This is a genomic window from Streptomyces sp. NPDC050636, assembly GCF_040654775.1.
In the GTDB taxonomy this organism is placed as follows: domain Bacteria; phylum Actinomycetota; class Actinomycetes; order Streptomycetales; family Streptomycetaceae; genus Streptomyces.
On sequence record NZ_JBFAIP010000183.1, the window covers coordinates 1 to 6,219 of the forward strand.

A 6,219-nucleotide genomic window follows, 5' to 3' on the forward strand; every position below is an offset into this window, starting at 1 on the left:
TACCAGCTGTCACTGGCCATCGGACTGCCACAGCAGGCCCTGCCACCACGTCTCATCGTTCGGGGGAACGGCTGTCAGGTGGGCGCGGGCGTTGGCTCGGCGCACCGCCGTGGCGGCGGTGCGGAAGTCCTTCCATGTACGCGGGACGGTGATGCCGTACTGAGCGAAGAGGTCTTTTCGGTAGTACAGGACCATCGGTCCGGTGTCCTGAGGTACGCCGTAGACCTCACCGTCGAAGGCGACCGACTGCCAGGTGGCCGGTGCGAACCGGTCGGCAGCATCGCCGATGTATGCGCTGATGGGGGCGGCTCGGCCGGTGATCGCATAGTCGGGGACCTGGTACTGGCTGACCTGTGTGAGGTCCGGACCGGCGCCGGCGTCGATCGCCGTCTGGATCTTGGCTTGGTCGTCGCCTGTGATCGCCTGGTACTCCACTTTGACGTGGTCGTGCGTGGCGTTCCACTTCTGGACGACCCGCTCTATGTGGGGTACCCACGACGCGAACTTCAGCGTTACCGACTCGTCCGCCTTCCCGGCGGGTGAGCACGACGTGCCGAGGGCGGCCAGACCGACCACCCCGGCGACGGCACCGAGGAAACGACGGCGGTCCCACCCGAAGGCACCGGGGTCGAGGCCGATGTCGCGAGAAGTATGCATGAGATCCTTGCCCTTTTAGTGGGTTGATTCCGGTCACTCAGAGGATCGGGAGGCCAGGGATGCCGGGTGTGGCTGTTGGGTTCCGGTCCGGTAATGGCGTGGAGAGGGTTGGCCAACCGGCGTCCCTCAGAGGCGAGAGAGGGCGTCAGAGACGCCTTCGGGGCGGTACGACAGCGGTCGGTTCGGTCAGCCGCGCTGCCTTCAGGCGCCGAGCGCATTGACGATGTAGATCAGGACGCTTCGCGGCGCAGCTCTCCGTCAACTGGAGGCGATGCCTGTTCGGGCTTGTGGGCTGATTCAAGCAAGGTGGCACCGCTACTAAACAGCTTCGTCGCAGCTAGGACTGTGACCGTTTGTGCCTGCATCGCCATCGGCATCACGCCAGGCCAGGGACCTGAGGCGGATTGTGGCAGAGCAAAGGACTGTCCGTAATCGGGCGGGAACGGGACCGTTTCGTGCCCGGCCCCGCGCCGTTGGCCCTGTGTTTGCACAGCGCGCCCCATTGGAGCAGTGGCAGGAGCGCGCGGGCGCTGCGACCAGCTTGGCGAAGCACCGTTCGGGGGTGACGCCGACCGCACTGGCGTCGTCGCAGAGGTTGCCGCGGCCGATCCCGCAGTAGTGACGGGCGCCGCGCGCCATGTTCGGCTCTGCTGAGACCCGGGTGCCGACCGTTAGTCCGGTGACACCCTCACCCAATGCGACGATCTCTCCAGCGAGTTCATAGCCCGGCACGAGGCGACGGCGCGCCATGGGCAGCTCGCCGCCGAGGATGTGGATATCGGTGCCGCACAGGCCGCACGACATCAGTTTGAACACCACCTCCACCAAACCGGCCTGTGAGTCCGGCAATTCACCCAGGGCAGTCTTCTCGGGCTCTGTGACGACAACTGCACGCATCGTGCTTCTCACCTCCTTGTGCCACTTGCACGGAGAAAGGCTTGGAGAATTGACCGCCGTGCCGTCGGCACGGTGCAGGAAGTACGTGTGGTAGGCGACTGCGATATGCAGGCGCCGATTCATCTCTGGTTCGGTGGCTTCCGTAGCGCTTGGTCGAGCTGTGAGCTGGCATCCGAATCTCCGGTCAGGCCACCGACGTTGGGGCAGACGGGAATCAGGAGGGTTGCCACGATGGACGCTGTTCGCAATTGAAGGACCTGGGGTCCATGAGCGAGTAGTGAAGGGCCTCAGAGGGACAGGCCGGTGTCAGTGATGATCGCTTCCAGGTCGGCCACATCGGCGGACCGGGAAAGCTGATGGTCCCGAACCTGGCGTGCACCCCGGCGAAGGTGTGCCGCCGGGCCGCCCGAATCACGTGTGCTTTTACGCCGCTGACCGCCGGATCGGGCGTGGTGAGTCCGTAAGCGCGGGAGATGCCGTGAGCGCCGATGTATCCCAGGTCGACGACAAAGTCCGGACGGCATCGGACGGCCCCAAGGCCTACGGTGGCCGTCGTGCCGGTGACATCAACGGACCCGTTCGCCGCGCGCGCTTGAGCATCCCTCTGCGGCGTACTTCTGCGTCCACGGCGCACCTCCATCAAGCCGGGCTAGAAAAATCCCCGCGGATTTGTGTTTCTGATTCAAGCAGCACGAATCACTACTACAGAGGTTGGCCATCGCACGGATCGTGACTGTTTGTGCCCGGTCCACGTAGGCATTTGACCAGGTCCAGCGCCCCTGGACGAGAATTGCGGCGGGCAGGCTGCCCGTGACTGCGTAATGGCAGGTCCGCTTCGCTTCCACCCAGGGCACGAACTTGCAGCTTTCCGACGGATTCAGCTTCTGTTCTTGCAACTTTGTGCCCGAGATACCTTCTGCCGGATAGTGATCAGGCGGCTCTACCTTCTTGATCGGGCTGGTCCTCGCCTTCGTAAGGTGAGGGCACCCAGGGGCGTGGGTGTGGCTCTCGGGCGGCTGCCGTCCGTGGCGGAACCCGCCGTCACCTCGTCGGCGAATAGGACCTCACAGGCCCCGAACGGGGCCGGCGCCGGGCGAGGACGAGCCCGTCCTCGGATTCCGCGCCGCGGAGGGCGTGGCCGGGCCGGTGGAGCGGTCGGAGTCCGGCATCGCCACCGACGGCGAGGTGATGGAGCGTCGAACGCCGTTGTCAGTGCCTCCCCATAGAGTGAAATCACTCGGCAAGCCTCGGAGAGGGAGCAGAAACATGTCTGCCAACAGGATCCAGCACAAGGTGAATCACGTCGCACTGGTAGTGGACTGTTCGGGTTCCATGCGTCCGCACCAGAGTCAACTCGTGCGTGTTGTGGACGAGTTCGTGGCGGGGTTGAAGGCTGAGTCGGACAGCCTCGGCCATGAGACCCGGATCAGCCTCTACTCCTTCGACCACAAGGTGGAGAACCTGGTGTGGGACATGGACGTGAAGCATCTGCCATCCATGCGGGGTCTGTACCAGGTCAACAATGGCGCTACGGCCCTCATCGAAGCTTCTCTGAAGTCCCTGGACGACCTGGGACATATATGGGAGGAATACGGTGAGCACAGCTTCCTCCAGATCGTGGTGACGGACGGTGAGGAGAACGCCTCCGGCGGCGACAGGCGGCACGACGGCGACATGACCATCCTTCGCCCCTGGCTCGACAGGATCGCAGCGAAGATGGGCGGGCTTCCGGGCCATTGGACTTCCGCGATCCTCGTTCCGAACTCCCTGGCCAAGCGGACCGCCCAGAACTACGGCTTCCCGGCCGGAAATATCGCCATCTGGGATGCGGATTCCCAGGAGGGCGTCGAGGAGGCCATAGGCACCGTGCGCGCTGCCGCCACCAGCTTCCTCCGGGCCCGCGAGCAGGGGGTGCGCGGCACGAAGAACCTGTTCGCCGTCGGTCAGGACATTTCGATTGACGAGGTGCGGGCGAACCTCGAACCGATTCCAGCCCACATGTACCGGCTCCTTAAGGTGGACAAGGAGGTCGAGATCCGTCCCTTCGTCGATTCGCATCCGGGCGTGACGTACGAACGTGGTTCGTGTTACTACCAGCTGGGCGCCCGGGCTCAGGTCCAGCCGAACAAGGAAGCCATCGTGGTCGAGAAGGACACCGACCGCGCCTACACGGGCGACGCGGCGCGCAGCCTTCTGTTCGGTACGGGCATCCAGGGGACCGTCTCAGTGAAGGCGGGGAACAATCCCAAGTTGGAGGTCTACGTGCAGAGTCGTTCGGTGAACAGGAAGCTCAAGGCGAAGACACGTCTACTCATCATGATCTGAGCTTGTCTTTTAAGGCCTGAGCCGGTCGCGCTCGATGATGGTGTCGGGGCGTTTGGCGGTCTTCGGGATCGCGTCCAAACGAGTCTTCTGGGCGTCGGCCTGGTGGTGCACCAGCTCTCCTACGTAGTTTGGAACGGGCCGCAGCACATGACCCGCTGTGTCGGCCCAGGGCCGGCCCCGGCCCCGGCCCTGGGCCTGAGGGTGCTGGGGCGAAACCCCTCAGGCCGCCGTGTATGTGCCTCATGCCGGTCGTGTCACCCCGTTTTGCTGGCCTCGCAGCTGCCTCTCCTGCTTTTCGAGGTCTGGCAGTGCATGTTCGAGGTTTTCGATGGTCTGAGGGAGTACGGAGTCAGTGACGAGCTTTCCTGACTTTCACTGCGATCAACGTGATCGCAGTGGTCGGTTCAGATGCTCTCCCGCACAACTCGGGCCAGCAGCGCCGTTCGCAGCCAACCCCAGGGATCATCCTGATCGAATCGGGGTCTGCGAACCCCACCCATACGACAGGCCACTCTTGGCAGGGCTATGCCTGTGGCCAGTGGTCGGCGATGTTGCCTGCTGGCAGGCGTGCCCAGACAGTTTTTCCCGGGCCATCGGCGATTGAGTAACCCCAGCTGCAGCTCAGCGTGTTGACGATGCGCAGTCCGCGTCCGTACGCGGCGAGCAGATGTGTTGGTGGCGTGGTGGGAATGGCGGTGCTGGAGTCCTTGACAGTGCACGTCACTGTGTTGGCGGTGTGCATGAGTCCGAGCCACCCGACGTCGGCGGACGGCTGCCGGGACAAGCCGTGGCGGAGTGCGTTGGTGACTAGTTCGTTGACCACCATCACAGCATCCTCAGAGCAGGACGATAGGCCCCATTTTTGCATTGTGATGCGTGTGTGGTGGCGGATTCTTTGTAGGCCGGCGGGGCAGGGTGTGAAGCGGCGTGCGGTGAAGCGGGGGACGCCCAGTCCCATCGCCAGCCCCCAGTCGGTTGGAGCGGGTGTGGCTGCGGGATGTGAAGGGGGCCTGCGTGTCGTCAACTTGGGTCCTCTCGTCGACTCGTCTGCACTATGCGTGCTCCCTTCTGGACGGCGGGCGGATTCCTCAACTGTGCACTCGAATGGGGGAGTTGAAGTGTGCGCTGGCGAGGCTAGTATCTTCAGCGTCCCGCTATCCATGCAATTGCATATGGGATTGCATGGAGTCGGCGACGGTGGCGGCGTCTGGCTGTCTGCGTGGGTGGGCGGTTGGGCTATGTCCACGCTTGGACGGATGTTCGAAATTGTGGCGGAGAGGGGTCATTATGGCGCGCTTCGATAACGGAATCCCGGCGAGTTCGATCAGTGGCGCACAGTGGTTGAAGAGCAGTGCGAGCAGTGCGGTCGGCAACTGTGTGGAGGTGGCGGCACTGCCGGGAGGGGATGTGGCGGTGCGCAACTCCCGTTACCCCGACGGTCCTGCGCTCGTCTACACCCGTGATGAGCTCAGGGCGTTTGTGGCGGGAGCCAAGAGCGGTGAGTTCGACCAGGTCACCGCCTGAACTCACGTGGGCGTGCTGTGCTGCGGCGGACATGGGGACACTGGCCTGGGATACTGGCGTTGGCGCAGCTCATCCCGACTCAGGAGTTCGCATGTCCGCCGACTTTACGGCCCGAGTGTCCTCGCGTGCTTCGGTGGTGTCGTCCATCTCGCAGGACGAGGGTGACGATAGGCCGTTTGTTGCGGGCAAGGTGTTGGGGGCGCATCTGCGTCATCTGCGGCGCAGTAAGGGGTTGGCGCTTAAGGATGTTGCTCCGCGGATTAGGGCTTCGGTCTCCAAGATCAGCAGGATGGAGAGGGGGGAGAGTCCGCCCAGGGAGCAGGATGTCCTTGACCTTGTCCGTCACTACGGCATTACGGCGCCTGAGCAGTTGGAGGAGATCCTTGAACTGCTGCGGCAGGCCAAGGCGCGATCGTGGATGCATCAGTACAGCGACATCACCCCGGGCTGGCTCAAGCGGCTGATCGGCCTGGAGGACTCAGCCACACAGATCCGCACCTACGAGGTGCACTTGGTGCCCGGACTCCTGCAGATCCCGGAATACACCCGAGCCATCATCAAAGCGGCCATGCCGCATGCCGGAGAAGACGAGATACTGCGCCGTCTTGAGCTGCGGTGGTCCAGACAGCATCTTCTCGACAGAGCGAACCGACCCCGCCTGGACTTCCTACTGGATCAGGGCATCCTCATGCGTCCCGTCGGGGGCCGACGCGTCGTGCGCCGACAACTGCAACACCTGCGCCGTCTGGCCGAACAGGACCGGATCAGCATCCGCATCGTCACGTTCGAGAAGGGCGCCAGTATCGGCCCGGGCGC

General features: G+C 63.9%; 6 protein-coding genes and 1 pseudogene. 3 read left to right on the plus strand and 4 right to left on the minus strand.

Annotated elements, in window-relative coordinates; genetic code table 11:
- Positions 1-9 precede the first annotated feature (9 nt).
- From AB0I10_RS39830 to AB0I10_RS39840, 3 genes and pseudogenes are all read right to left on the minus strand, one after another.
- The gene (locus AB0I10_RS39830) at positions 10-657 is read right to left on the minus strand and encodes an extracellular solute-binding protein (protein WP_363157635.1); all 648 of its coding nucleotides are present in this window, start codon (positions 655-657) and stop codon (positions 10-12) included.
- Between the two features lie 318 nt (positions 658-975).
- Positions 976-1,677 carry an alcohol dehydrogenase catalytic domain-containing protein gene (locus AB0I10_RS39835; protein WP_363157636.1) on the minus strand — a complete coding sequence of 234 codons (702 nt, stop codon included), beginning with the start codon at positions 1,675-1,677 and terminating at the stop codon, positions 976-978.
- Between the two features lie 164 nt (positions 1,678-1,841).
- Positions 1,842-2,065, minus strand: a pseudogene (locus AB0I10_RS39840) (transcriptional regulator); the annotation flags it as partial.
- A 755-nt stretch (positions 2,066-2,820) separates the two neighbouring features.
- Between AB0I10_RS39840 and AB0I10_RS39845 the strand changes: the two are divergent.
- Complete coding sequence (locus AB0I10_RS39845; RefSeq protein ID WP_363157637.1) at positions 2,821-3,879, plus strand: vWA domain-containing protein; 1,059 nt, start codon at positions 2,821-2,823, stop codon at positions 3,877-3,879.
- A gap of 523 nt (positions 3,880-4,402) precedes the next feature.
- Here AB0I10_RS39845 and AB0I10_RS39850 read toward each other — a convergent pair.
- Positions 4,403-5,041, minus strand: coding sequence for an ATP-binding protein (locus tag AB0I10_RS39850; RefSeq protein WP_363157638.1), 639 nt, complete (start codon positions 5,039-5,041; stop codon positions 4,403-4,405).
- Between the two features lie 122 nt (positions 5,042-5,163).
- On the opposite strand from AB0I10_RS39850, the gene AB0I10_RS39855 reads away from it, so the two are divergent.
- Together AB0I10_RS39855 and AB0I10_RS39860 are read left to right on the plus strand one after the other, a co-directional pair.
- Positions 5,164-5,403: a DUF397 domain-containing protein gene (locus AB0I10_RS39855; RefSeq protein ID WP_363157640.1), complete on the plus strand. Its 240-nt coding sequence runs from the start codon at positions 5,164-5,166 to the stop codon at positions 5,401-5,403.
- A gap of 91 nt (positions 5,404-5,494) precedes the next feature.
- Positions 5,495-6,219, plus strand: a 725-nt coding sequence (locus AB0I10_RS39860) for a helix-turn-helix transcriptional regulator (protein ID WP_363157639.1), incomplete at its 3' end; no start/stop codon positions are given.